Raw genomic sequence first — 23,731 nt, 5'->3', positions numbered from 1 at the left:
CCGTCCGCAGGTGCGTCAAAGCATAGCGAGGGTGCCGGGTGTCGAGGTCATCCCGCTGTGGACACCAGCTGCTCTCGTAAGACCTTCTTGTCGATCTTGCCGACGGCGGTGACGGGGAGGGTCCGGACGACGCGGACCACGTCGGGCAGTTTGAACGATGCGAGGCCGCGGTCCGCGAGGAACGTGCGCAGCGTGGCCAGTTCGAGCGGTTGGGTCGGCGGATGGTCGTGGGAGAGCACGACCGCGGCGCAGATCTTCTCGCCCAGTGCGTCGTCGGGAAGCCCGACCACCGCGACCTGGCGTACCGATGGGTGCGCGAGCAGGTTCTCCTCGACGTCGTCGGCGGCCACGTTCTCGCCCGCCCGGACGATGGTGTCCTTGATGCGACCGGTCACGGAGAGATGCCCCGACGGCAGCCGGGTCACCTTGTCGCCCGACCGGTAGAAGCCGTCGGGGGTGAAGGACTTCTCGTTGTGCGCGTCGGCCCGGTAGTACCCGCGGATCGTGTACGGGCCGCGCACCAGCAGCTCGCCTTCTTCGCCGTCGGGAACGTCCACGCCCTCCTCGTCGACGACGCGTACCTCGTCGAACTCCGACATCGGCGAGCCCTGGACCTCGTGGACGAGGTTCCGCGGCTCGTCGGGCCGGGTGTAGCAGATGAGGCCCTCGGCCATGCCGAACACCTGCTGGACCACGTCGCCGAGCGCTTCGTCGAGGGCGACGGCGTCCGGGTGGGCGAGCTTGGCGCCGCCGACCTGCAGGAGTCGCAGCGAGCTGATGTCGGCGGGCTCCCACTCGGTCGCCGCGCACCACAGCTGTGCGAGGGCGGGGACCAGGGCGGTCACCGTCACGCGGTGACGTTCGATGAGGTCGAAGGTGTTGTCGGGGCTCGGGTTGTCGGTGAAGACGACGTGGCCGCCTACCCCGAAGACGCCGAGGATGCCCGGGCAGCACAGCGGGAAGTTGTGGGCCGCCGGCAATGCGACGAGATAGGTGTCGTCGGCGGTCAGCATCGCGACCTCGGCCGACAGTCGTGCGTTCAGGTCGTAGTCGTCGTGCGTGCGCGCGATCAGTTTGGGCAGGCCGGTGGTGCCGCCCGAGACCAGGAAAAGGGCCGGGAGGTCGGAGTTCGGCGAGGCCGGGAGGTCGACCGATGCGGGATCCGCGTCGGGTGCGGTCGCGAACGGACCGGGATCGCCGGAGACGAACACTTGCGTGACGGCCGGGACGCGGGACTGCAGCTCGGTGGCGAGGTCCCGGAAGTCGAAGCCGCGTCGCCCGTCCTCACCGATGTAGGCGACGGCCCCGGCACCGGCGGCGAGATGTGCGATCTCGGTGATCCGGTGTGCGGGCAGGGTCATGACGGGGGCGACGCGCGCGCGGAGCAGGCCGAGCAGATTCACGACGAACTCGAGCGAGTTGTTCTGCTGGAGGACGACGCGCTCTCCGGGGCGGAGTCCGGCCGCGACGAATCCGGCCGCTCGACGCAGCGAGGCCTCGCGCAGTTCGGAGTAGGTGAGCGTCCGCGGCCCGTCGATCGAGGCATCGGTGACGGCCGGGGCATCGGGGGTGCTCTCGGCACTGGCGTCGAAGCCGGCGAACAGTGGGAGTCCGCGGAACAGTTCGGCGTCGCGGTAGCGGGCTGCCTGGGCGTCGGCGTACGGGGTGAAACCGTCGAGCAGGTCGGTCGCGTGGTCCAGAGGCGTCGGCATGGAACCCATTCAAACACAGGCAGGGTAGGGTAACCTTACCGGTCGGTCTGGTGGTGTGATCCACGCCATCGACTCGCCAAAACATTTGCTTAGGCTGTCCTAAAATCCCTAGGATCACTGGTGCTGCCGCCCACGACCGGAGGACAAGGACATGTCGCTGACGACCGACTCGCCGACATCGAGGCTCGATGCCGCGGACCTCGGCCTCGAGGGCGCCGCCGGCCTGAACGCTCCGACGACGCGGTTCGACGACGCGGACGCCGCCCGGATCTCGGCGGCCTGGGCGGGTTCCGGCGAGTTCGGCGACCACGTCGTCTACGAGCGCAACGGTCGCTGGACCTTCGCTGCCGGCGTTCACGTGCGAGTGGTGGTCACACGTGGTGAGGTCATCGTCGACGACCATGGGCGCCGGTCGACCACCGCATGGCACGGTGACCCGGCCGACGCGCTGGCCGCGGCGACGGAGTCGCTGTCGATCCCCGACTGGCGCCTCTACGGGTGGGTCGGTTTCGACTTCTGCGCGCCGTACCACGGCATCCTCGACCGCGTTCCCGACGACACGGTGCTCGCGCATCTGATCGTTCCCGGGTTCGAGGCGTTCGTCGACGCGGACGGGGTGGACACCGGCACCGCCGATTCCGACCGAGCTCGTCGTCTCCTCGAGATCGCCGCCACGGCAGGTGATCCCGGGGCGTCGCGCCCCGTCGACGTGCGGGTCGACACCGAGGACTACCGCGGCCGCGTCGCGGCCGCCGTCTCCGAGATCGCGGCCGGTCGCTACCAGAAGGTCATCCTCTCCCGCGCGGTGGACATCCCCTTCGCGGTCGACATCCCCGCCACCTATGCCCGCGGCCGTGCGGATAACACGCCGGCTCGCTCCTATCTGCTGTCGCTCGGCGATCTCGCGGCCGCCGGGTTCAGTCCCGAACTCGTGGTCGCGGTGCACTCCGACCGCACCGTGGTCACCGAACCCCTCGCCGGGACAAGGGCTTTCGGGGTGTCCGCCGACGACGACGCGGCCGCTCGGGCCGAACTTCTCGGCGACGCCAAAGAGGTTGCCGAACATGCGATGTCGGTGCGCGCCTGCTATGACGAGATCGCCTCGATCTCGGCCGCCGAGACGACCGCGGTCAGCACGTTCATGGAGGTGCGTGAGCGCGGCAGCGTCCAGCACCTGGCGTCGACCGTGAAGGGAACCCTCGCGGAGGGGGAATCTCCCTGGCGTGCACTCGAAGTCGTCTTCCCGTCGATCACCGCTTCGGGAGTACCCAAGACCGCGGCCGTCGACGCCATCGACCGGCTCGAGTCCCGGCGTCGCGGGCCGTACTCCGGTGCGGTCCTCGTCGCGTCGTCGTCGGGGGAACTCGAGGCAACCCTCGCGTTGCGCACCGTCTTCTCGTCCGGGGGCGCGGCATGGTTGCGGGCGGGCGCCGGCATCGTCGCGCAGTCGACGCCGGAGCGTGAGTTCGAGGAGACCTGCGAGAAGCTGGGCAGCGTCGCCCCGTACGTCATCCCGCGCTGACCGGCCGTTACGTTCGAACCACCACCGATCCCATCAGGAGCCATCACATGTCCGACAACATCACCGAAGCGCTGCACGGCATCCTCACCGAGGACCTCGACCTCGCGCTCGGCCACGTCACCCGCGACTCGCGGCTCATAGACGACCTGGGCCTGGACTCGGTGGCGTTCGCCATCGGCGTCGTCGCGATCGAGGAGCGTCTGGGTGTGAAGCTCTCCGAACGCGAGCTCTTCGAGTCGAAGACGGTCGGCGATCTCGAAGACCTGGTCCGCGCGAAGGCCGGGACACCGGCCTGAACCGGGTGGGACGCGAGTCGGGGCGGGGGATGAGTGTGGACACCGGAGTGCAGTCGTACGCCGAACTGCTCGACGACGCGTTCGACGAGAAGGTCACCGCGTGGACGGCACAGGCCGAGAACGATCATCGATTCCCTCGGCCGCTCCTCGAACACCTCGGCGAGGCCGGGGTTTTCACCCGCAAGTGGGAGGATCGCAAACTCACCGACCTGCACGACCACTTCGCGCTCGGCCGTCATCTCGGATCGCTCGGTTCGGCTGCGATCGGTGTCGGCGTCAGCCTGCACGATTCGGCGATCGCCATCCTCCGCCGCTTCGGCCGCAACGACTTCCTGAAAGACCTCGCGCAGCGGGCGATGACCACCGATGCCGTCCTGTGCATCGGTGCGTCCGAGGAACAGGGCGGTTCGGATCTGCAGAACTCGGAGACGCGAATCTTTGCCGAGGACGGCGGCTACCGGGTTGTCGGCGCCAAGAAGTTCGTCTCGCTCTCACCGATCGCCGACCACATGTTCGTCGTGTGTCGCGGTGTCGAGGACGGCCCCGACATCGGTGGCAACGTCGCGCTGGCCGCCGTGCCGATCGACAGGGTCCGCGTCGGTGCGCCCTACGAGAAGTTGGGCGCCGGACCGCTCGACACCGCGCCGGTCACCATCGACACCTGGATTCCCGAGGAGGCGCTGATCGCCCGGCCCGGAACGGGGCTGGCGGTCATCAGCTGGGGGCTTGCGCACGAACGCTATTCCGTCGCCGCGCAGATCGCGGCCGCGTGCGAGGTGATGCTCGGCGTGACGCTCGCCCGCATGATGGAACGCACGCAGTTCGGCAAGAAACTCTACGACCATCAGGCGCTTCGTCTGCGGCTCGCGGATCTGCAGGCCCGCGTCGACGTGCTGAGCTACTCGCTCGACGGCGTCGCTGCCGGGGGAAAGATCAACCTGCGCACCGCCGCCGCGCTCAAGGCGACCGCGGCCAACCTCGGTGAGGAGGTCGCCTCGGAGTGCCTGCACATCTTCGGCGGGATTGGTTATCTCGAGACCGAGACGCCGATCGGACGCTGGTGGCGCGACATGAAGCTCGCTCGCGTCGGGGGCGGCACCGACGAGGTGTTGTGGGAACTGGTCGCGGCGGCCATGAAACCCGATGCCGAGCGTTACCACCAGTTCTTTTCCCATTCCCTCAACCAGGCGCCCTGAGCGTCCCTCATCCAGGCGGTCATAATGAACAGCCCAGTCAGCACTCCGGCCGACGCTCGTGTCACCGAACTCGCACCGCCGGATCACACCTATCTGCACATGGACACCGACAGTCGGCCCATGCACTGGTCGATGATCCTCCAAATCGACACCGGCGGAACGCTTCTCGGCCTCGATGAAGTACGTGCCCGGGTGCGGGACCGGGGGCGGTTGTTCGAGATCTTCCGGCTGGGCGTGAAGAACGGCCGGTGGCGCAAGCCCGAGGTGGTGCTCGCCGACGCGAACTGGGATGCCGGCGAACACGTCTCGGAGCTCGGATTCACCGACCGTGAGCATCTGCAGCGCCGCGTCTCCAAGCTCCTCGAGACGCCGCTGCCCCGGCCGCGCCCGTTCTGGGACATCACGCTCTTCACCCCCTCCGCCGGTGCCGAGGGGGTCGGTCAGTGGGTGCTGCTGCGCGTGCACCACAGCATCTCCGACGGCATCGCCGGCGCGGCCTTCGCAGCACTGCTCGCCGACGGTGAACCCGAGGACCTCGCCGAGTTCGAGCGCTTCGCCACCAGCCCGCGGTTCCACATCAGCGGTATCGACCCGGAGAAGCTGGGGGAGGCCAAGTCGGCGTTCAACGACCAGCATGCGGCCGGCGGCGGCAAGAAGCGCGCCTGGCCGAGTCTGACGAAGTCGGGGCGTCGTGAACACGCGCTCTTCAGTACGTCCACCCGCGCGCTGCGCAAGGCGGCCAAGGCCAACGACTCCAGCGTGCACGAGTTCGTGCTCGGGGCCATCGGACGCGCGCTCAGCATCGACCCGCCTGCGTCACCGCAGGCCGAGGTCCTCCGCGTGACCCTGCCGGTGACCCTCGATCCGGAGTTCCGGCACACCGGCAACGCGGTCTCGGTGGCGCTGCTCAACCTGCCCGGCAACGAGACGAACCTGTCTCAGCAGATCGGCCGGGCGCGCAGCGAGCTGGCGACCATCGCCGAGCGTCGGCCGGAGCTCTACCTCGCCGCGGCCGATGACCTGCCGCGGGCGCCGCTCTGGGGCTTGCAGCGGGCGATCGTGAACGCCTCGATGGGTCACATGCATCCGGACATCCACATCGGGATCAATCCTGGCTTCTCCCGGGTTCGGTCGGTCCTGGGCAGGTCCATCGTGAGCTTGACGCCGCTGTCGCCGCTGGCCGGTTACTCCTTCTCGGTGACCGTTTTGATCCTCGGCAACACGACGACCTTCGGCATCGTGACCGACGCCCAGGCGCTTCCCGGGTACGCGCAGAAGTTCGTGGAGACATTCGACAAGGTCCTCACCGAGGCCCTACCGTCAGCATGAAGACGAGGCGAGCTTAGGCTTGCCTAGGAATTCGTTCCCCACGGGGAACGATCAGCACGTGGATACGCGCATCCAGGCGTTCCACGGCACAAGTGAACGACACAGCAGAAAACACGGAGAGCACCATGCAGAACGATGTCGGCTACCAGGACCCGGCCTACGTGGATGAGACCCACGAACCGGAAACGGGCCCGGAGAAGCGCTCGGGTGGGATCAACATCCCGACCGTGCTGGCATCGGCAGGTGTTGCGGCGGTGATCTCGGCGATCATCGTGACGATCGGTGTGGTCGGTCTGATGGTCGGCGACCGCAACGACTCGGCGAACGCGGCCCAGCCGACCGTCGTGAACCTCGGTTCTGCGCAGACTCCGCAACAGCAGCAGGGCCTGGTGGGTCCGGCCGCCAACCAGCCGCCGGCCGCCGCGCCCGGTGAGCCCGCCCCTGCCGTGGCGCCCGCACCCGCGGCCACCGAGAACGTGCCGGAGAGCGGCGGCATTGTCGGCGCCGGCCCCGACGCCGCAGCGCCCGCGCCTGCACCGGCGCCCGTGCCGGGCACCTCGGCGGCGCCGTCCCAGCAGCAGGCCGTCGCGGCCCCGACCGCACTCACTCCCGGACAGCTCAACACCAAGGTCAAGACGGTCATGAACTCGCGCGGCAACCGTGCCGCACGTGCTGCCGAGCTCCAGGGCGGTGAGCGTGCCTTGCGCCAGCTCGATGCTGTCTCCCAGGCGATCACCACCTACGGCAATGTCGGACTCAGCTACCAGATGGTCGGCCCGGTGCAGGTCAACGGCACCAAGATGACCGCCCCGCTGCAGATCAGCGTCGTCGGCCGGGGCAGCCAGAACCGTGCGATGACCTGGGTGTGGAGCGGCGACAAGTGGAAGCTGTCGAACAGCAGCGTCTGCCTCATCGCCAGCTTCGTCCTCCTTCCCTGCTCGCTCTGACCCCCACCGTTCTGGAGAACTGACGTGAAAACACGACTTCGTCTGGGTGCCCTGCTCGCAGGTGCGCTGATGTCCGCCGGCCTTCTCGCCGGATGCTCGAGTTCGGATGAGTCGACCGGTGGTTCGGTGCAGTTGAACCTGCCCGACGGTCGCTCGGTGACGATCCCGGAGACGCCGAAGCGCATCGTGACCCTGGGTGACCAGTGGACCGACGTGGCGCTCTCGTTCGGCGTGACCCCGGTCGGCTACTACGACTACTCCAAGTCGGCCACCGGCGAACTGCAGCCCTGGTACGGGCAGAAGCTAGCCGACTCGACGTTCATCGACCCCACCAAGGGCGACGACGCGACGACGATCGCCAAGCTCGACCCGGACCTGATCTTCGCTCCCGGATTCGCCTCCGACAGCCCGGAATTCGAGCAGATCGCCAAGCTCGCGCCGACCGTCAACGCGATCAGCGGCCAGGAGATCGACCCCTGGCAGGACATGGTCACCGTCATGGGTACCGTGCTGCACCAGCCCGACAAGGCGACCGAGATCATCGACGAGACCGACGCGAAGATCGCCGCCGTCGGCAAGGAGTTCCCGGAACTCGCCGGCAAGACCTACGCGCTGGCCTTCATGTACGGCAACGACCAGCTGTCGGTGCTCGGCGACCCGAACGACGGCGCGGCAAAGCTGTTCACCGAGCTGAAGATGCAGATGGCGCCGAAGCTCGTCGCCGAGTACCAGCGCACCCGCAATCCCCGCTTCGGGCTGAGCACCGAGAACATCCCGATGCTCGACGCCGACGTGCTGGTCGTCGCCACCGCGACACCGGAACAGGCCGAAACCCTCAAGAAGCTCCCGGGTTACAAGAACCTGAAGGCTGTCAAGAACGGCGCCGTCACCTTCATGACCCAGTCGCAGATCACCGGCCTCAATGCGCCGACGCCGAATTCGGTGCCGTACGTTCTGGACCTGCTCAAGCCGAGCTTCGCGGCCGCGACGAACTGATACGCAAAGAGATTCGGCCCGACCCACGGTTGTGGGTCGGGCCGTTCTGGTTTGTGTGACCGCAGGGAGTGGAGGGGGGGGCTCCTCGCACCTCAGAGGGCGGGGGATTCAGCCGACGACGTCGTCGAGGTCGTCGGCGCCGAAGGCGGTGAACGCGGTGTCCTTCGGCAGGCGGTACACCTCTCGGCTCGTGACGGCGTTGAGGATTCGGGCGTTGCGGACCGCGCCGATGTCGAGATTGGGGGCAGAGACACCCACGGCGTGCTCCTCGGCGTTCGCGACGAACAACCGGTTGGCCAGGGCGGGTTCGGTTTCCACCTGGTGGGCGGCTCCGACGACGAGCCGGCCACGCGAATCACGGTGCAGCTGTGACTCGATGGGGGCCAGGAACGGCATGGGCCGGGGCTGGTAGCCGGTGCAGGCGATGACCATGTCGGTGGTGTGCGCGAGCTGGGTGCCGGTGTCGAGGTGGCGTCCGCGGACCTTCAGTTTGCCGTCGGCGAGGGTGTCGATGCCGTCGACCTCGGTGGAGATGCGCAACTGGACCGGGTTGAGCTTGTCGCGCAGCTGGCGCTGGTACATCAGCTCGTGGACCCGCTCGAGGGTGTCGCTGGAGACACCCTTGTGGAACTGCCAGTGCTGCGGTCGGATTCGATCGCGGGCCTCCTCCGGCAGGCTGTGGAAGTAGTCCATGTACGCCGGGGTGGTCATCTCGAGCGACATCTTGGTGAAGTCGAGCGGGGCGAACCACGGGGTGCGGGTCCACCAGCGGACCGACGGCCCGCCGCGGAGATTGGCCTCGAGCAGGTCGATGACGATCTCGGCGCCCGACTGTCCCGAACCGATGACGGTCACCGTGTCTGCGGCATGCGCCTTGTCCTGGTGGTACAGGTAGTCGGCACTGTGCACGACAGCCGGAGAGTCGGACGACAACGATTCGGGCACGTGCGGTTCGGTGCCGACGCCGACGACGACGTGGCGGGCGATCACCGTCGACGGGGTGCCGCCGGTAACGACCGTGACGGCGAAGGCGTCGGCGTCGGCGTCCCAGGTGACCTCGGTGACGGTGGTGCCCCAGCGCAGGGAGTCGAGCCGGTCGATACACCAGTGCAGGTAGGCCTCGTACTCGATGCGGGTGGGATAGAAGTTCTCCCGCACCAGGAATCGGTACATCCGATCGGTGTCGGCCATGTAGTTCAGGAACGACATCGGATGCGTCGGGTCGACCAGAGTCACCAGGTCGGAGAGGAAGCCGACCTGCAACCGGGCCTCGTCGAACATGAGGCCCGGATGCCACCGAAACTCCTCGCGGGAGTCCACGACGAGCACGTCGAGGTCATCGACGGTCGATGCCAGCGCCGCGAGCCCCAGGTTGAACGGACCGCAGCCGATCGCCAGGACATCCACGTTCTCTACACGGGTCATTCCGACACCCTCACCATTTCTTCACTGCGGGCCTGGTCGCCGGCGACCGAGGTGCTCTCGGACTCCACTTCGATCGCGAGACGCAGGAGTTCGTCGAACAGGTCGTCGATGTCGCGCTCGGCGGTCTCCGGATTCAGAAGAGTCAGCTTCAGGCAGGTCTGGGGTTCGTCCTCACCCGGCACCCGCACCTGGGTACGTCCGATGAGCGCCTTGCCGTCGGTGATGAGGCGGCGTCGCAATTCGCCGTTGACGGCGTCGAGGTCGGCGCAGCGGTAGCGGAAGACGATGGTGGTCAACGTGACCGGGGCGATCAGCTCGAGTTGCAGTTCGGTGGCAACCCGCTGTTCGGCGTATACGGCGAGGTCGTTGCACCGCTCGAGCATCCCGCCGAGTTCGCGACGACCGTACGCCAACAGTGTCGCGGCCACCTTGAGGACGTCGGGTCGACGGGTGGTTTGCAGGGTCTGCCCGAGCAGCCCGCTGTAACCGGCTTCGACGTCGTCGTCGGGGTTCAGGTACGCCACCGAGCGGTTCAGCGAGGCGAAACGGCCGGCGTCGGAGAGCAGCATGAGGCTTGCCGCCGCGGGCTGCCAGCCGACCTTGTGCAGGTCCAGGGTCACGGAGTCGGCGCGGTCGATCCCGGACAGCAGCCCAGACAGGCGGTCCGAGAACAGGGTGCCGAAACCGTAGGCCGCGTCGACGTGTAGCCAGATCTCTTGGCGTTCGGCGATGTCGGCGATGTCGGGCAGCGGGTCGACGGTGCCGAAGTCGGTGGTGCCGGCGGTGGCGACGATCGCGAGCGGGGTGACGTCGCCGGCCTGACGGATCGCGCTCTCGAGCGCCCCCGGGATCATCCGGTGATGTGCGTCGACCTCGACGGGGATCACCGCGGACTCGCCGAGTCCCAGTGCGGCACAAGCGCGGTGTACCGAGAAGTGGGCGACCCGCGAACAGAACACCACCGGCCGGCGGAGTGCGCCGACGCCGTCCTGGCGGACGTCGATGCCCCGACGGGCCGCGGTGTGATCGCGGGCGATCATGAGCGCCAACAGATTCGAGATGGAACCGCCGGGACTGAAGACACCACCGGCCCGCGGGCCGAATCCGGCCATCTGGGCCAGGGATTGAACCGTCCAGGTCTCCAGGGCAAGGGTCGCCGGACCCGAGTCATAGGTGTCCAGGGAAGCGTTGGTGGCGCTCGCCAGTGCATCCGCGGCAACCGCGACCGACAGGGGTGCCGGCTGCAGATGGGCCGCGGTCAGCGGGTGGGTGAGGTCGAGTCCGAACTCGGCGACCAGGCGCGCCATCCGCGACAGGGCCTCGGACTCGCCGATCCCGGACTCGGGGATCCCGGGGCCGCCCAGTGAGCCGGTGACCGCCGCGAGGACCGACACCGGATCCCCGGCCGGCAATGGTGCTCCGTGGTGGTGATCGGCGACCGACTCCGCTGCTTCGGCCAGACCGCGACCGATGTCCGCCCAGCCGGTACCCGGCCGCGCGAAACGAGAAGCACCCCACGCGGAGTCGTGGTCTTCGGTCACTGAGTTCCCCCCTGAACGTGCGGTGGTCGTGTGGTGGTGTGCCGAGCCGCGCGGGCGCCGGGCGGTCACGCCGGGACCCGCCTGTCGAGCTCCGCGAGGAGTTCGGCGACCGTCGTCCCCAACGTGGACGGGATGAGGTCGACGAGTGCGGTCAACACCCCGGTGGCGCGCGCGGCGACGGGGTCGGGAACGATCCCCGGCTGGTGGTCGACCTCCACGTGGGTGGAGTGGTCGTCGGCCTCGAAGGCGATCGACAACGGATAGTTGGCGATGCCGTTGAAGACCGAACGGCAGGTGACCGGGGAGTCGGGGGACTGGGTGATGCCGCGCAGCGGGGCGGGCCGCACCGAGGCCATGATCTCCATGATCGGGAACCGCCCGCCCTGCTGACGGAGTGCGGTCAGGATAGGCCCGAAGTCGGTGCCGGAGTGCTCCATCGCCCGGTAGATCACCGCGGCCGCGGTGCGCAGGGTCTGCTCGACGGTCGCGGTCGGATCGACGCGGAAACGCATCGGGATGATGTTGCCGCAGTAGCCGATGTGCTGCGGCGACTGCGAGCGTCGTCGATTGTCGGCCGGGACGACGAGCACATGGTCGGATGCGCCGGTCAGCGCGTAGGCGGCCAGCGAGCACACGCCGATGAGCAGCGCATTCGGCGTCGCGCCGACCGTCTGCGCGACCCGGTCGAAGGCGGTCAGCGATTCGTCGGCGACCGGTGCGGCCACCTTGATGCCCGCACGATCATCCATGGGGGACAGCCAGCTCCCGGCGGCGCTCTCGGTGGGCAGTTCGCCCGAGAGCGGGTACCGGACGTCCTCGGCGGCCCACGTCGACAGTGCATGCCGCACCGCGGAGTCCGCTGCCTCCGCTGCGGTGGCGGCATCCGGGGTCGCGGGGCGGGAATCGGCGTCGGCGTCGCCCGCCCACTCTCCGGACACGAGCGTGCCCAGCAGCAGCGGCCACGAGGTGTCATCGACCGCGAGGTGGTGGACGACCAGGATCATGGTCACCTGCCCGCCCCGTCCCGACACACGCAGGCGCAGCGGCACGTCGGCGTGCAGGTCGAACGCGGTGCGAGTCATCTGGGTGGCCACGGTGTCGGTATCGGCGGAGGGGTCCTGGACGTCATCGACTCCCCAGGTCCAGACCGAATGTGCTGCGTCCCAATGCCCTTCTCGTTGCACCGGGACGCGGTGGGGCACACCCTCGCCGTCGACCTCGACAACCGAGCGCAGCACCTCGAAGCGCTCGACGAGCAGTTCGGCCGCGGCGACGACGGACTCGGCGGTGCGATCGCCACCGAACTCGAGAACGAGACCGATGTTGTGCGAGACCGATTCGGGGTCGAGTTCGTAGATCTTCCACATCCGGCGCTCGGCGACCCCGAACTGCCCGAAGGCAGTGGGGTTTTCCGAGCCCGCTCCGGTCTGGTGCTCGCCCGACGGGGATTCACCGGATTCCGCAATCCGCCGGCGCAGCAGTGTGAGTCGTGCTTCGGTCAACGTGGGCACGGTTCCCCCTCTGTTGAAGTGGCGGTGGTGAAGTCCTGTGCGCGCAGTGCCTCCCAGTCGCGGGCGACGGGGATCAACCGTCCGTCGGCCCACAGCGGGGCCTGGTCCTGGAAGTGATCGGAGGCCGGGTCGCCGGAGGCGCCGAGCGGAACCACCCAGCGGCTCGCGTGCGGATCGGCGAGATCCCAGACGTAGCGGGCCGCGGAGCCGGTGATGCACACGTGGGTGCCGACCGCGGATGCGTTGGCGAAGACGCATTCCGAATCCCCGGCGAGGGGCAGCGGATCGGGTCGCAGCGTTGCGAACAGCTCGGGATGGTGAGGCGACGCACCGACGAGATCGAACCCGTGGATGGGGGCGAGCACATGCACAGTCCCCCAGTTCGGAATGTCCCCGAACGTCTCGATGCGAGTGAGGACGGCGTCGAGCGCGTCGACCGCGACCTCATCGATGTCGATGCCGATCAGCGCGCAGTTGGCGATGACCGTCGTGATCGCGGTCGCGAGGCGGGGTTCCGGGACGAACCACGGCTGGAACACGGCGGGAAAACCGTGCGGACCGCGCAGCGGCGCCAGGGCATCGGTGCGCGCGACACCGAGCACGAGTTGGCTGCGGAACTCGGCGAACAGGAAGGCGTCGGTGCTGTCGGCAGCCATGGTGCGGTCCCAGGCCAGGATGCGCTGCCGGATGCCCTCGGCGGCCGGGGAATTGCCCACGACCCGGGCGAGGAGTTGCTGGACCACCGCGGCCTGGTCGAGGACGACGTCGCGGTGGATGTCGGCGCAATCCTCGGGATCGACAGTGTCGAGAGCATCGAGGCGGGTGGTGATCCGATCGGCGCGGAACGCCTCCACACACTCCGTCGTGATCGGTTGCAGCGCAGGAACCGCGGAAATCCGTTGGTTCGCGGTCACACTCACACCGCCGTCGGCGACTTTCGGATCGAAGCCCGGGTCGCCGAGCGAACCGGCTTCGTAGCCCTTCCACTGGTAGCGCTCGTCCCAGCCGGGAACAGGGAGCCAGTAGTTCTCCGGGGCGCGGACGGGAACGCGGCCGGCCACGTGGGTGACCGTGGTCCCGTCGCGGTGCGCGATGACGGCGCGGTTCACCGGTTCGACCCACGACGACAGTGCGGCTTCGACGTCGGAGACCGAGCGGGCGAACAGGAGGTCGAGTGGGGCGTCGAAGGTGACGTCCTCGGAGAGCAGCGGCGACCGCAGGCTCATCGCGAACGGCTCGTCCGGACCGCCGAAGACGACGGCACCGTTGTGGGTGGTGATCACCTCGACGGCAACAAATGCGGAGTCGCGGACGGCGATCTGCTCGGTGTGGACGGTCGCCGGGACGCGGTGTCCGCCGGGCACCTCGACGAGAAGTGTCCCGTCCTCGTCGCGGGTCAACCGCTCGACGTAGAGGTCCTGGTAGTCGGCCATCGCATTCGTAATGCCCCAGGCGATCTCGGGGCCCTGCGCGAAGTGTGGAACGCCGGGGACACCGGCGAAGGCGAAGCCCACCACGTCGAAGGACTGCGCCGGATCGGTCGAAGCGAGGTGGAACTGCTCGTAGATGCCGGGCAGTTCGAGGAACCGGTGGGGATCACCGGCGACGATCGGGGACCCGGTCGTGCTGCGGGCCGCGGACACCCCCCACGCGTTGCTGCCGGACATCGGGTCACCCAGGTCGAGGGTCTCGCCGACGGGAGAATCGGCGGCCGGAGAGGGCCGGGTGAGATCCAAGATCTCGCGTACGAACTGCTCGTTTGGTATCGGCGGCACGGTCGGATCGTTCTCGCTACCCTCGAATGCCCAGAACCGCAGCGCATCCGGACCCGTCGTCCGGCAGGCGTGCAGTCGGAACAGTTTCGTGGTGAACCGGCCGAACAACACGTGGTGCATGATGAACACCGAGATCGGCGTCCACGGTCGCCACGGGTCCGGCTCGTGCCGGAGCGCCTCGAGTTCCGGTGCCGGCGGCACGGTCTCGGTGTCGGACAGAGTGCTGTTCACACCGTCGGCGTAGGCGCGCAGCAGGCTGCGGGTGCGGTCCGACGACGCGTGATACATCTGCTCGGCGACCGCGTCGAGCCGGGCGCGCCGCGCGAAGGTGTCCCATTCGACGCAGGATTCGCCGAACACCTCGGCGGTACGCCCCTCGGCGCGCAGACGCATGAACTCGATCTGCCAGCGGCGGTCCTGTCCGCAGGCGCGGCCCTGTCCGTACAGCGCGTCGGCCGGCGTGGCGGCAAGGACGTGCGGGATGCCGTGCGCATCGCGCAGGATCTCCGCGGGGGACGTGTCGGGTGCCGGGGTCGTGACGGTCACTGGCGTCCCCGTTCGGCGACGGGATTGAGGAGCCGGTGTCCGGCGTCGACGAGGGATGCGTAGGAGTCCTCGATGTCGACCATGCGCTTGTTGTTCCGCAGCTGCAGGCCGTTCATGTGTACCGCGCCGAACTCCGGTGCGAAGAGATCCCATTTCGCGAACTGGTCGGCAAGATCGGGATGCGTGTCGACGAACTCGCGCAGACTGTCGGCCACCAGGTCCCAGAGCTCCTCGTCGGTCACGAGTCGGTGGGTGTGGAGGACATCCGCCAGCGGACGCAGGTAGTCGTCGAAGACGTCCGAGAGCACGCCGAGGTTGCGGATCTCGTCGGGCTCGGTGGTGAGGACGCGAGCGCAGCTCTTCGGCAAATCCTCCGGCTCGCCGAAGACCGACACCTCCTCGCCGATGTCCTTGAGGATCGCGCGGACCGGAACCCCTTCGTCGAGAACGAGGATCAGGTTCTCGCCGTGGGGGGAGAACTTCAGCTCGTACCGGTACAGCAGGTAGGCGATCGGGTGGAGGTATGTGCGCAGGTAGCGCCGGATCCATTCGGCGGCCGGTATCCCCGACCGCGCGATGAATGCGCCCACCAGTGGGTCGCCGTGGTGGTCGACGTGCAGGAGCGCGGCCATGGTGGAGAGCTGCTCGCCGCCACGCACCAGTGTGACCGGACTCTGGCGCCACAGCGCCGAGAGGATCTTGCGGTACTCCGACCCCGGCTGGGTGATCGGGGTGAAGGTGGGACTGCGGTAACCGATGGCCGCGACCTCGAAGATCATCTCGAAGCCGATTGCGGCGAGATACGGGTCGTCGGCGACGAGTCCGCGGACCCAGTTGTTGATCAGCGGGGTGGTGCGCATGTAGTCCGCCGACATGCCCCGGGTGAAGCCCATGTTCACGATCGACAGGGCGCCCTTCACGTAGTGACGGGTGGGCGTAGTCGCGTTGAAGACCGTGCGGATCGACTGCTGCGCCTGGTACAGATCGGGGCTCTCGCCCACGAACACAATGCGGCGGTCGGCGAGATCGGCCGAGTAGAGCTTCCGGACCTTCTCCGTCCACTGCCACGGATGAACGGGCAGGTAGCGGTAATCGTCGGACTCACAACCGGATTCGCGAAGCACTGCATCGAACTCCGCCAGGGTGTCGGTGCCGAGTTCGTCGACGAGCATGGCGTCGTAGTCGACGCCGCTCACCGTCGCCACGTCGCAGTCCTCGCGGCGGGCGGCGACCCAGACGAGGCGGAAGTGGTTGCCGACCTCCGGTGCGTAACGATCGATGTCGTCGGCGCTGAACCCGAGGCGCCCGGCGTTCGCCACGATGCACGGGTGACCCTCGGTCATCGTCCGCTCGATGGTCTGGAAGTCCGCGTGCGCGAGATCGGTTGCGGTGATGCGTCGTTCGTCAGGCCGCTCGGCGCTGATCGCGAGAGTGTTGATGAACTCCTCGAGGTACTCCGGCAACGCCTGCGGGCCGATGCCGAGCATCGGGGCGAGGTCGACGACCAGCGCGACGGCGTCGACGGGCAGTTCCTCCCCATCGCGCACCCGGCGCAACGAGGACTCCTCGATCGCCCAGTTCTCCAGGGACAGGACCTCGGCACGGAAGTGATACTCGGTGCGGCCGTCGGCGGAACCGACCACGTAGCGACCCGGGCCGGTCTCGACCGGACTCAAGGCGCGTTCGTGGGAGAACTCGGCCAGGATCTTCCGCGCGATCCGGTGGTGATACACCTGCCGATACGACACGGTGGACTGCAGTGCGGTCGGTACCGGGCGGATCTGTTCGATGGTCAACGGATCTACGCTCCCAGGTCCGTCACCTCGACGGCGCCGACGCTGGTGCCGTCGGCGGTGACGCGGAGGAAGTCGTCTCGCGTGCAGTAGCTCAGATGCGCGGTCTTGTTCCCGACCGGGTAGTCGCCGTCGACCCGGAAGCCCACGCTCGCGTTGAGCCGGTGGACCGCAGTGTTCCGGACGTCGGGTTCGACGACCACCCGCGCTGCCCCGACCTCGAGGATCGCCGTCCGCATGATGTGCAGCATCACCGCGCCGGTGAAACCGGGCAGGGCCTGCTCGGAGTGGGCCACGAGCAGATGCATACCGATGTCGCCCGCGGCGTGGACGTAACCGCTTGCGGGGTCGGCGAGTTCGCTGGTCTGCGGATCGTACAGTTCGAACAGGAACTGCGGGCGGCCGTCGTGGTAGCCCAGACGCAAGCCGTAGGGCGTCCCGGCGGTTGCCGCCGCGGTGTCCCGGATCATCTTCTCCACGTCCGCGACGGAGCTCTCCAGCATGTCCCAGTACTTGGCCTTGGGATGGGTCAGCCACCCGTGGACCGTGACGGCGTGCGACACGTCGTCGAGATCGACCGAGTGCAGGTCGTACGTGGGTGCCGATGAAGTGGTCATGATGCCTTTGCTGTCGGGGTGTCTGGTGGAAGCGGGCCTGCTGGATGCGTCAGGTGCCGGCGAGTTCGGCATCCACCTGTTGGTCGGAGAGGGCCACGACGTCGAGGAGGATCGCGGCGACCCGCTCGACCCGGGTGCCTTCGAGGGCGGTGAGCCGCTCGGCGAGACCCGCGATCGTCCGGTGCCCGAAGATGTCGGCGACCGACAGTCGCGGGGTGTCGAGCCAGGTGCGGGACAGGGCCACGAGTCGGGTGGCCTGCACCGAGTCACCGCCGAGTGAGATGAAGTCCTCGGTGACGCCGATCGGTCGGACGGGGAGCACCTCGGAGAAGATCACGACGAGCGCCTCCTCGAGCGGGGTGCCCGGTGGGACGACCTGCGGACCGCCCTCGGCGGTGTCGACCAGTGCCGCCAGGGCCTTGCGGTCGTACTTCCCGTTCGCGGTCAGCGGGAGGGTATCCACGAGATTGATCGACCGCGGGATCATGTGCGGCGGAAGGGAACCGGAGAGTTCTGCGCGGATCGTGCTCTCGTCGGCGTCGGCGACGACGGCGGCATGCAGGTCGCGACCGTCGGACCAGGCGACCGCCGAGCCGACCCCGTCGAGGGCGAGCAGGCCGGCCTCGACCTCGCCGAGCTCCACGCGGTAACCGCGGACCTTGACCATTTGGTCGGCGCGGCCCAGGAAGTCGAGGAATCCGCCCGGCAGGTACCGGGCGAGATCCCCGGTGCGATACCACTTCTCACCGTCGTGATGGACGAAGCGATCGGCCGTGCGTTCGGGATCGCCGCGATAACCGTCGGCGACGCCGGCGCCACCGATCCACAGCTCGCCGGGCACGAGGTCGGGGCGATCGCGGCCGATCTCGTCGACGACCCGGCAGCGGACGCCGCGCAGCGGGACACCGTAGGGCACGAACGCCATTCCGGCCGGGACGTCGTCCGCCTCGCAGATGGTGGAGTGGATGGCGGTCTCGGTGGTGCCGCCCAGGCCGGCCACGCGGCAGGCGGGCAGTTGTGCGGTAACCCGCTCGAGCAGCGAGACGTCGACCTTGTCGCCGCCCATGATGATCATCCTCATCGACGACGGCAGCGAACCGAGGTCGAGGATCATCCCGAGGATCGACGGCACGCAGTTGAGCACGGACACCGAGTGGTCGGCGAGGAGCCGCACCCAGTCGTCGACCTTGGTGCGCTCGTCGTCGCCGGGTACGACGACCGCCCCGCCGACGGTGAGGAGACCGAAGATGTCGAAGACGGAGAGGTCGAACTCGAGCGAGGAGACCTGCAGGCTGCGGTCACGGGCGTCGATCGAGTAGCGGTCGACAAGGTCGGTGATGGTGGCCACCGCGGCTCGATGAGGGACCTGAACGCCCTTGGGCAGCCCCGTCGATCCGGAGGTGAACAGGATGTAGGCCAACTCCTCGCCGGTGACTTCCACCGGGGCGACCGGTGCGGAGGTGCGCGCCGTCGCGAGGTCGATGACGGTGGGGCCGTCGGGTTCTGCCCAGGCATCGGCGTCGGCGGTGAGCACGGCGCGTGGTCTGGCGATGGAGACGATGCGATCCCGACGGGCCGCGGGCTGTGTCGGCGCGATCGGTACGTAGGCGGCGCCGACGGCGAGGACGGCGAGTGCGGCAACGATCTGGTCGCCACTCTTGGGCAGGTTGACGACGACGGTGTCGCCGGGGCGGACGCCCGCAGCGGTGAGTGCACCCGCCACGCGCAATGCCTCGTCGGTGAGCTCGCCGTGCGTCCAGGTGCGCGTGTCGGTGATGACCGCCGGGTCCGAGGACCGCTGCGCCGCGCGCGCGAAGACGGAGCCGTGCAGGGTCCCGTCGAAGGTGTCGGTCTCGGGTAGCGGTTCCTCGACCGAAAGCCGCTGTGCACGAACATCATCGTCGACGGGATCGGGTGCCTGGGCATCCCATTCACCGTCGACGAGCAGTCCGAGGAGCCGGACGTAGTAGTCGAACATCGCGCGTGCGGTGGTCTCGTCGAGGTCGGACACCCGGACATCCCAGTTGAGGAGCAGACCGCCGGCGATCTCGGTGACCTGGGCATCGAGCAGTACCTGTGGGCCCTGCGACACGATCCAGGCGGGGTCGCCGAGGACGTCTGTGGCTTGGGGAGAGAACAGGTCGCCGAGTCCGAGCGCGCTGGTGAACACGATCGGGGAGACGACGGATTCGCCTCGGGCGCGGCCGAGTTCGCGGAGGACGTCGAGACCGCTCATCGATCCGTGAGCGGCGGCGTCGTGCATCGCCGAGCGCATCTGGCGTGCGCGTTCGGCCAGGGTCGCCGGGCGGCGCAGGTCGACATCGACGAGGATCGACGAGGTGAAGTCGCCGACCACGCGCTCGACGTCGGCGTGGATCTGGGGACGATCGAACAGTGGAACGGTCAGCAGGAAGCGGGAATTCGCCGCGTGCGTGCCGACCGCTTCGGCGAAGGCCGCCGCCACCGCGGCTGCGGGGGTCACCCCTCGACGATGGGCGTGCTCCTCGAGGCGCTTCCATTCGGAGGCCGAGACGGAGTGGTGCAGGCGGACGCTACGCGGCTCGACCTCGCCGCGGGCGGCGCGATCGTCGAGCGGGAGTTCCGGCGGCCCTGGCAGGTGCGGGATGCGCTCGCGCCACCAGGCGAGGTCCTCGTCGCGGATCTCGCGGGAGGCCCGGTCGGCGGTGATCGTCGCGAAGGTGACACCCAGTTCGGGCAGGGTCTCCCCGCGGTAGAGGCGAGCGAAGTCGTCGACGAGGACGCGGTAGCTCATGGCGTCGGCCGCGATCATGTCGACGTCGAGGTGCACCCGGGTGGACCCGTCGGGCAGCAGGCTCAGCTCGGCGCGGATGACCGCACCCTCTTCGACCGGAAGCGTCCGATGTGTTCCGTGGGAGCGCTTCTCGGCGAGGATCGCCTCGACCATCTCCGCCGGCTGGGCGCGCAGGTCGTGGACGGCGATCGCGTCCGGGTGCGCCGGTCCGACGGCCTGGGTGCCGTCGGGGAGTACGCGGACCCGGAGCATCGGATGTCGCTGGAGCAACTCGCCCATGGCGCTGGTGAAGCGGTCGGGATCGAGGTCGTGGCCGTCGAACTCGATGTAGAGGTGCGCGGCCACGTTGCCGAACGCATGGCTGTCGGACCGTCCGATCCAGTAGGCATGCTGCATCGGTGCCAGAGGGAAAGGCGCTGTGGGATCGACGTTTTCCGGCGATGTGCTCGTCTCGGCGGGGGTCGACGGCTCGCCGAGTAGGGCGATCCAGGCATCGAGTGTGGGTTGAGCGGCGAGGCGGGCGAAGTCGATGTCGATGCCGCGTTTACGCCAGGTGCCGGCGAGTCGCATCATGCGCAAGGAGTCGAGGCCCTGGGCGATGAGATCCTGGGTGGGGTCGAGGGACTCGGGCGCGACGCCGAGAGCGGTGGCGATCTCTCCGCGGATGTCCGGCACCGCAGGCGCCCCGTTCTCCGGGGATGCCGCTTCGCGGGCAGCGGGGGCCGGTGTGGCATCGGCGGCGAGCATCTCGATCCAGGCGTCGAGTGTGGGTTGAGCGGCGAGGCGGGCGAAGTCGATGTCGATGCCACGTTTACGCCAGGTGCCGGCGAGTCGCATCATGCGCAAGGAGTCGAGGCCCTGGGCGATGAGATCCTGGGTGGGGTCCAGGGACTCGGACGCGACGCCGAGCGCGGCGGCGACCTGGGCTCGGATGCCGGCGGGGCTGACGAGGTCCGCGATGGGGTCAGTCATCTCAGAGTTCGTGGCCATCAGCCGATTGCCTCTCGCGGTTCGGGAACGTCGATTACTCGAGCAACATACCCAATTTAGGGTAGGTTATACTAACTACTCGCTAGATGAAATGCCTGAGCGGGCCGTAACTTAGGACAGCCTAAGTTAGATGCCGCCGTCTGGCCAGATGATCTGGATCACGCTGTTACCGGCGGCGGAGACCTCTTGTGTGCTGCAAAGTTTAGGCTAACCTACCCATGGGCGGAGGGCCGACAACGGGTCGCCGCGACCCGCGCGATACATGCGAACCGGACGCATCCACACGAACACGACAGCCGACACCCGCGGTCGGCGAGAACGGGGAACGAACATGTCGCAGAGCAGCGTGGTTCTGGAGGAAACAGGCTCGACCAACACCCTCGCGGCGACCGTCCGCGAGGCGATGCTGGCCGGGGACACCACGCTGTCCGTGCTCGACTCCGAATCCGGCGAATGGGTGATCGCGCCCTGGCGCGAGGTTCACGCGCGCGCCGAACAGATCGCGGTGCAGCTCCTCGCCGACAGTGACCTGCACGAGCCGCTCGCCGTCGGTCTCATCGGCGATCCCACGGTCGACCTCATCGCCGCGATCCAGGGCGCGTGGCTCGCCGGCGTTCCGGTGAGCATCCTGCCCGGACCCATCCGCGGAGCCGACGAGAGCCGCTGGGCGGAGACCACCTACAGGCGATTCGTCTCGATCGGCGTCGGCACCGTCCTCGGGAGCGGCTCCCAGCTCGATCTGCTCACCAAGGTCGACGGGCAGCTCCGCATCGCTAGGGTCGCCGAATACGGGATCGCCGCCGACACCAGCGGCTTCGTCGCCCGCAATGTCAACCCCAACAGCGTCGCGGTCCTGCAGGGCACCGCCGGATCGACCGGTGATCCGAAGACCGCGGTCCTCACGGCGTCGGCGGTGTACTCCAACGCCATCGAATTGGTGAGCCGCCTGGGTATGCACCGCACCCGCGACACCGGGTTCACCTGGCTGCCGCTCTACCACGACATGGGACTGATGTTCCTCCTCGCCGGAATGACGACGGGCATCCCCGCCTACGTGGTGCCGAACACGGCCTTCGCGGCCGCGCCGTTCAAGTGGATGCAGTGGCTGACCGAGACGAAGGCCACCGTCACCGCCGCCCCGAACTTCGCCTACGACATCCTCGGACGCTACGGAAAGCTCCTGCGCGACATCGACCTGTCGAACCTCCGTGTCGCGATCAGCGGCGGCGAACCCATCGACGCCGACGCCTTCGACAAGTTCCTGGAGGCCACGGCGCCGTTCGGCTTCGAGCCTTCGGCCGCCGCACCCGCCTACGGTATGGCCGAATCCGCCTGTGCCGTCACGATGCCCGCGGTCGGCGAGGGCGCGCACTACGACGAGGTCACCGTGACCCCGCCCGGCGGTGGCGAACCCATCCGCCGGCGATACGCGCTCCTCGGAAAGCCGCTGGGCGGCATGCAGGTTCGGATCGTCGAACCGAATGTGGACGTTCCGGTCATCGACGGGCGTTCGGTCGGGCACGTTGAGATCCGGGGTACCTCGATGATGCGCGGTTATCTCGGCGGCCCCGACCTCGGTGCGGGGGAATGGTTCGCCACCGGAGACCTCGGTTACCTGATCGACGACCGACTGGTCATCTGTGGACGCGCCAAAGAGGTCATCATCGTCGCCGGCCGCAACCTGTTCCCGATCGAGATCGAGCGTGCCGCCGCGGAGGTCGCGGGCGTGCGCCGGGGCGGTGTGGTCGCGATGGCCCGCGGTGAGGGCTCGTCGCGCCCGGGTCTGGTGATCCTCGCCGAGTACAAGGGTTCGGACCCGGACAAGGCTCGCGCCGAGGTCAACTCGGAGGTGGCGTCGGCGTGCGGGATCATGCCCGCCGAGGTGATCTTCGTGGCACCCGACGCGGTTCCGCGCACCACGTCGGGCAAGATCCGTCGCCTCGAGACCCGGCAGATGGTCGAGGACGGGGCGTTCGAAACCATCGGACAGAAGTGAGTCAAGTCGCGACGAAGGGCCGCGGCTGGCAGGGCGCCGTCCTCAAACTCCTCGGCGGCGACGACTTCGAGCTCACCGTGACCGGCTCCGAGGCGGTGACCGAACACTATGTGCGCCTGACGTTCACCGGTGGCGGTCTGCTGACGAAGCGGGCGCTGCACCCGACGATGTGGATCCGGATGTGGTTCGACGACGCCGGGAAACTCCATCAGCGTGGGTACACCCTGGTCGACGCCGATCCCGCCGCCGACACCTTCGGCATCGAGTTCGCGATCCACGACGGTATCGCCGCCCGCTGGGCGCAGCAGGCACAGGTCGGGGACACGATCACCGCCACCGTCATGGGTTCCAAGTTCACAATGCCCGGCGAAGAGGTCCGTGGCTGGATCATCGCGGGCGACCCCGCCTCGCTACCGGCGATCAACTCGCTACTCGACGCCATCGAGACGTCGGACAACCCGTCGACACCGGCGACCATCTGGCTCGAGTACCAGCACGAGAGCGACAGGTCACTGCCCCTGCGGGCTCGCGCACACGACACCGTCCACTGGGTCGAGCGGGAGCGCGACGGCGGCGCTCTCGTCGACGCGGTACGTGCCTCCGCGTTCGCCGCGGACGACCACTTCGGTTGGGTCGCACTGGATTCGGTCAGCACCCGCGCCGTCTCGGCCGCGTTGAAGAACGAGTACGGCATCCCCAAGAAGTCGGTCAAGGCCCAGGCCTACTGGATCCCGGGCAAGTCCTTCGCCTGAGGGTGCCTGCCGGA

The 23,731-nt window shown here is 68.4% G+C and carries 16 protein-coding genes; 8 read left to right on the top strand and 8 right to left on the bottom strand.

Annotated elements, in window-relative coordinates; all coding sequences use genetic code 11:
* Window positions 1-47 precede the first annotated feature (47 nt).
* On the bottom strand, window positions 48-1,712 hold the full coding sequence (locus C5O27_RS02100; protein WP_127961797.1) for a (2,3-dihydroxybenzoyl)adenylate synthase: 1,665 nt from the start codon (window positions 1,710-1,712) through the stop codon (window positions 48-50).
* A 151-nt stretch (window positions 1,713-1,863) separates the two neighbouring features.
* On the opposite strand from C5O27_RS02100, the gene C5O27_RS02095 reads away from it, so the two are divergent.
* The 6 genes from C5O27_RS02095 (at window position 1,864) to C5O27_RS02070 (ending at window position 7,998) form a co-directional block, all read left to right on the top strand.
* Window positions 1,864-3,234, top strand: a complete 1,371-nt coding sequence (locus C5O27_RS02095) for a salicylate synthase (RefSeq protein ID WP_127961796.1) — start codon at window positions 1,864-1,866, stop codon at window positions 3,232-3,234.
* Window positions 3,235-3,281: 47 nt separating this feature from the next.
* The gene (locus C5O27_RS02090; protein ID WP_006356947.1) at window positions 3,282-3,530 is read left to right on the top strand and encodes an acyl carrier protein; all 249 of its coding nucleotides are present in this window, start codon (window positions 3,282-3,284) and stop codon (window positions 3,528-3,530) included.
* A 29-nt stretch (window positions 3,531-3,559) separates the two neighbouring features.
* On the top strand, window positions 3,560-4,726 hold the full coding sequence (locus C5O27_RS02085; RefSeq protein ID WP_127961795.1) for an acyl-CoA dehydrogenase family protein: 1,167 nt from the start codon (window positions 3,560-3,562) through the stop codon (window positions 4,724-4,726).
* Window positions 4,727-4,750: 24 nt separating this feature from the next.
* A complete protein-coding gene (locus tag C5O27_RS02080) occupies window positions 4,751-6,055 on the top strand; it encodes a wax ester/triacylglycerol synthase domain-containing protein (protein WP_127961794.1) in 1,305 nt (434 codons plus the stop codon).
* 125 nt (window positions 6,056-6,180) lie between these two features.
* Window positions 6,181-7,002, top strand: coding sequence for an MTB12 C-terminal domain-containing protein (locus tag C5O27_RS02075; RefSeq protein WP_127961793.1), 822 nt, complete (start codon window positions 6,181-6,183; stop codon window positions 7,000-7,002).
* A 24-nt stretch (window positions 7,003-7,026) separates the two neighbouring features.
* The gene (locus C5O27_RS02070) at window positions 7,027-7,998 is read left to right on the top strand and encodes an ABC transporter substrate-binding protein (RefSeq protein WP_127961792.1); all 972 of its coding nucleotides are present in this window, start codon (window positions 7,027-7,029) and stop codon (window positions 7,996-7,998) included.
* 108 nt (window positions 7,999-8,106) lie between these two features.
* Here C5O27_RS02070 and C5O27_RS02065 read toward each other — a convergent pair whose 3' ends face one another.
* The 7 genes from C5O27_RS02065 to C5O27_RS02035 form a co-directional block, all read right to left on the bottom strand.
* Complete coding sequence (locus tag C5O27_RS02065; RefSeq protein WP_127961791.1) at window positions 8,107-9,423, bottom strand: lysine N(6)-hydroxylase/L-ornithine N(5)-oxygenase family protein; 1,317 nt, start codon at window positions 9,421-9,423, stop codon at window positions 8,107-8,109.
* Entirely contained in the window at window positions 9,420-10,964 is a 1,545-nt protein-coding gene (locus C5O27_RS02060) for a pyridoxal phosphate-dependent decarboxylase family protein (RefSeq protein WP_127961790.1), read from the bottom strand. The genes C5O27_RS02065 and C5O27_RS02060 overlap by 4 nt, the downstream gene beginning before the upstream one ends.
* A gap of 65 nt (window positions 10,965-11,029) precedes the next feature.
* Window positions 11,030-12,475, bottom strand: a complete 1,446-nt coding sequence (locus C5O27_RS02055; protein WP_127961789.1) for a condensation domain-containing protein — start codon at window positions 12,473-12,475, stop codon at window positions 11,030-11,032.
* Entirely contained in the window at window positions 12,463-14,796 is a 2,334-nt protein-coding gene (locus tag C5O27_RS02050) for a penicillin acylase family protein (protein WP_127961788.1), read from the bottom strand. Before C5O27_RS02050 ends, C5O27_RS02055 begins: the two co-directional genes overlap by 13 nt.
* Window positions 14,793-16,592, bottom strand: coding sequence for an IucA/IucC family protein (locus C5O27_RS02045; RefSeq protein ID WP_127961787.1), 1,800 nt, complete (start codon window positions 16,590-16,592; stop codon window positions 14,793-14,795). Before C5O27_RS02045 ends, C5O27_RS02050 begins: the two co-directional genes overlap by 4 nt.
* Before the next feature lie 5 nt (window positions 16,593-16,597).
* Window positions 16,598-17,206 carry a GNAT family N-acetyltransferase gene (locus tag C5O27_RS02040; RefSeq protein ID WP_127961786.1) on the bottom strand — a complete coding sequence of 203 codons (609 nt, stop codon included), beginning with the start codon at window positions 17,204-17,206 and terminating at the stop codon, window positions 16,598-16,600.
* Between the two features lie 49 nt (window positions 17,207-17,255).
* On the bottom strand, window positions 17,256-20,969 hold the full coding sequence (locus tag C5O27_RS02035; RefSeq protein ID WP_127961785.1) for a non-ribosomal peptide synthetase: 3,714 nt from the start codon (window positions 20,967-20,969) through the stop codon (window positions 17,256-17,258).
* 331 nt (window positions 20,970-21,300) lie between these two features.
* On the opposite strand from C5O27_RS02035, the gene mbtM reads away from it, so the two are divergent.
* Both mbtM and C5O27_RS02025 read left to right on the top strand, forming a co-directional pair.
* Entirely contained in the window at window positions 21,301-22,965 is a 1,665-nt protein-coding gene (gene mbtM, locus C5O27_RS02030; protein WP_006358114.1) for a long-chain-fatty acid--ACP ligase MbtM, read from the top strand.
* Window positions 22,962-23,717 (top strand): siderophore-interacting protein, encoded by a 756-nt coding sequence (locus C5O27_RS02025; RefSeq protein ID WP_127961784.1) that lies wholly within the window; start codon window positions 22,962-22,964, stop codon window positions 23,715-23,717. Before mbtM ends, C5O27_RS02025 begins: the two co-directional genes overlap by 4 nt.
* Window positions 23,718-23,731: the final 14 nt, after the last annotated feature.

It is taken from the genome of Gordonia alkanivorans (assembly GCF_004011905.1).
Lineage (GTDB): Bacteria > Actinomycetota > Actinomycetes > Mycobacteriales > Mycobacteriaceae > Gordonia > Gordonia alkanivorans.
Note: the sequence above shows the minus strand (reverse complement) of the source record. Positions and strands in the feature narration are given on the sequence as shown.

Excerpts from the sequence above, each read along its gene's own strand:
- C5O27_RS02100 (WP_127961797.1), bottom strand. The coding sequence starts at position 1,712 with ATGCCGACGCCTCTGGACCACGCGACCGACCTGCTCGACGGTTTCACC.
- C5O27_RS02095 (WP_127961796.1), top strand. The coding sequence starts at position 1,864 with ATGTCGCTGACGACCGACTCGCCGACATCGAGGCTCGATGCCGCGGAC.
- C5O27_RS02090 (WP_006356947.1), top strand. The coding sequence starts at position 3,282 with ATGTCCGACAACATCACCGAAGCGCTGCACGGCATCCTCACCGAGGAC.
- C5O27_RS02085 (WP_127961795.1), top strand. The coding sequence starts at position 3,560 with ATGAGTGTGGACACCGGAGTGCAGTCGTACGCCGAACTGCTCGACGAC.
- C5O27_RS02080 (WP_127961794.1), top strand. The coding sequence starts at position 4,751 with ATGAACAGCCCAGTCAGCACTCCGGCCGACGCTCGTGTCACCGAACTC.
- C5O27_RS02075 (WP_127961793.1), top strand. The coding sequence starts at position 6,181 with ATGCAGAACGATGTCGGCTACCAGGACCCGGCCTACGTGGATGAGACC.
- C5O27_RS02065 (WP_127961791.1), bottom strand. The coding sequence starts at position 9,423 with ATGACCCGTGTAGAGAACGTGGATGTCCTGGCGATCGGCTGCGGTCCG.
- C5O27_RS02040 (WP_127961786.1), bottom strand. The coding sequence starts at position 17,206 with ATGACCACTTCATCGGCACCCACGTACGACCTGCACTCGGTCGATCTC.
- C5O27_RS02035 (WP_127961785.1), bottom strand. The coding sequence starts at position 20,969 with ATGGCCACGAACTCTGAGATGACTGACCCCATCGCGGACCTCGTCAGC.
- mbtM (WP_006358114.1), top strand. The coding sequence starts at position 21,301 with ATGTCGCAGAGCAGCGTGGTTCTGGAGGAAACAGGCTCGACCAACACC.